Genomic DNA, 2,449 nt, shown 5'->3' on the forward strand with positions numbered 1-2,449 from the left:
TCCTGAAAGCGTTTAGCAACAAAGAAAATACCAGCACATGCGGCTAAAATCATAATGGTGGCCAAAGCCCATTGGATGGGTCCATTTCCTGCTAATAAGCCTCCAAGCCCAGAAAAAGAACCAATAATCGGTGCCAATGCTTCGGCTTTGAAAACCCCCGTTGGTGCTTGCGTTTCTACTGTTTGATAATTGGAGGAAACAAAAGCCCCTTTCGCCCATAAGCCTGTTTCTGCCGCACGCCGGTGTGCTAGACCTTCAAGACGCTTACCGCCTGCTTTGGTCCATTTCTGTAGCTCGGCAGGGACAGCTTCATATTCACCTTGATTGAGCTTTTTTAACAGTGTCGAGTTACAAAAGGCTCCTGTTCCTACATTATAGCAAAAGGAGACTAACGCCGCGAATTGTTCATCCGTTAATGAAACTGTAACCGCGCGTTCAACAGCATTCTCAAATTGTCTTAAGTCTTGGCAAAGAAGTTCTTCTGCTTGCTTTTCCGTGATGGTCATGCCTTCGTAAATAAAAGGCTTTCCAGCATTGTTTGTATGTCCATAACCTATTGTCCACACACCAATGGTATCTTTGTAGGCGTTTAAACGCAAGCCTTCCCATTGTTTGATAAGTGCTAGCCCTTCTGATGATATTTTTCGCATATGCTTCTCCATAAAAAAAGCTCCGCAAAAAGCAGAGCTGGATTAAAAAATTGACATCTTTCTCATTCGGAAAGATAGCTTGGTTAAGCTTCATGTCGCTTTTTCATTGGAACAAAAGAATGTATTTGACATTGTAATAATTGTATCTTATAAGTTACAAATGTTTACAGTATACAAAACAGAGCATTTTATAAAATGGCTAGATTCTTTAAAAGATTAGATTGCGCAAGCGCATATTGTTAAACGGATAGCAAGAATAGAAACGGGATTTCTTGGAAATGTAAAATTTTTCCGTGGAATTGGAGAGTTAAAGATACATCGTGGTCCTGGCTATAGAATCTATTTTGTAAAACAAGGTAAACAAATCATTTTATTACTGAATGCTGGTGATAAATCTACACAACAAAAGGATATCAAAAAAGCTCTTCAATTAGTAAAGGAAATAAAACATGGAAATTACTAAATTTGACACAAGTGAATATTTCAAGACACCTGAGACACAAAGGATTCTTTTAGAAGATGCTCTTGAAAGCAAAGATAGTAAGTATCTTGCCCATGCTCTTGGTATAATAGCGAAAAATCAAGGAATGAGTAAAATCGCCCAAAATACAGGGCTATCAAGAGAGTCTCTTTATCGTTCTTTAAGTGATAAAGGTGACCCACGGCTTTCTACTTTTCTCAGTGTTTTGAGTGCTTTAAATTTGCAGATTAGTTTAGCGCCTATCCAAAATAATTGTAAGGAACAAGCGGCTTTAGAAGAAGCATCTTGACTACCTCCTCATTTTGAAATGGGGAGGGGAGGCATATTTTTTACTTAAGCGGCTTTCACGACAGATCTTTCTAAGACTTGTTTTGCTTCTTTGATTATGGCTTTGTAATGCTTGCTTTCTTCTACCAACGTACAGGCTTTGACAAGATGCATGTGGAGAGGTTCATAAATGTAAACAGCCTTTTTAGTCGGAGACATTTTATCCCAATCTTTTGGGAAAGCAAAACGTATATCATCATAATCAATAAATTGACTTTTTAGTTTCTTTTTACATTCAATAAAGTAACGACGAGCTTGGCGTCCTTCTCATTGCGTTCAACCATTGAGAGCTCTTTCGCCATATCTAAGGTAAGATGATATTCTTTACTTATAACATTTTTACGTTTCTCATTTTTGAGAAACGTAAAACCATAATCTTGATTTTCCAAAAATCCATATTCTTTAATACGGCGTACAATCCAATCTGCAAATTTAGAATTGACTTCTAAAAACGTATGTAATTTACGTGCGTTAACCGTTTGAACAGTTTATTGACCAATATTTTGTTCTTTAATTTCTATAAGAGTGTTCATAAGAATTCCTTACTATTTAGATGTTTCTCAATGACACTTTTAAAAAGTGCCGGGTGCTAAGAAACACGGTAGTAAGTCCGTCGTTATGCTTTTCCCAAAAGGGTATTGTATAGCGTAACTACACCCGACAAGATCATTATATGCATGTCACATACAATGAGTCAAAGCCTTTAAACGTGCGGAGAAGAGATTGTTTCGTAACCAAATCCGCTTACTATTAAGGTGTTTCTTAGGCACCTAATTCGGTTATTCATATTGTCGCCACATTGTCAAGTGGCTTCTGATAATTTTTTGATATTTTTGCTAATTGATATCCTCTTCATCCATATGGATAACGCCTTCGCCTTCGTCGCATGCGTTTGGTGGAGCGTTTGGATCAAGGGTATCATCCTTGTCTGGTGTGGTGTTTGCAACGTTTCCAGCCGCATCTTCTTGGGTTTCATCAAAAAGCTCGCAAT

General features: G+C 37.8%; 3 protein-coding genes and 2 pseudogenes. 2 read left to right on the forward strand and 3 right to left on the reverse strand.

What is annotated here, in order from left to right; genetic code table 11:
* A partial coding sequence (locus ACFILL_RS08995; RefSeq protein WP_375643800.1) for a lysozyme occupies positions 1-650 on the reverse strand: 650 nt, incomplete at its 3' end.
* 220 nt (positions 651-870) lie between these two features.
* Between ACFILL_RS08995 and ACFILL_RS09000 the strand changes: the two genes are divergently transcribed.
* Complete coding sequence (locus ACFILL_RS09000) at positions 871-1,113, forward strand: type II toxin-antitoxin system RelE/ParE family toxin (RefSeq protein WP_375643801.1); 243 nt, start codon at positions 871-873, stop codon at positions 1,111-1,113.
* Complete coding sequence (locus ACFILL_RS09005) at positions 1,100-1,420, forward strand: addiction module antidote protein (RefSeq protein WP_010705378.1); 321 nt, start codon at positions 1,100-1,102, stop codon at positions 1,418-1,420. The genes ACFILL_RS09000 and ACFILL_RS09005 overlap by 14 nt, the downstream gene beginning before the upstream one ends.
* 44 nt (positions 1,421-1,464) lie before the next feature.
* Here the strand turns inward: ACFILL_RS09005 and ACFILL_RS09010 are convergent.
* Positions 1,465-1,991, reverse strand: a pseudogene (locus ACFILL_RS09010) (antA/AntB antirepressor family protein).
* Positions 1,992-2,294: 303 nt separating this feature from the next.
* Positions 2,295-2,449 (reverse strand): annotated as a pseudogene (locus ACFILL_RS09015) (late control protein); the annotation flags it as partial.

The organism is Bartonella sp. AP20NXHL, from assembly GCF_042196165.1.
In the GTDB taxonomy this organism is placed as follows: Bacteria; Pseudomonadota; Alphaproteobacteria; order Rhizobiales; family Rhizobiaceae; genus Bartonella.

What these genes read in the sequence shown, in the direction of transcription:
- ACFILL_RS09005 (WP_010705378.1), top strand. Translation starts at nt 1,100, where the DNA reads ATGGAAATTACTAAATTTGACACAAGTGAATATTTCAAGACACCTGAG.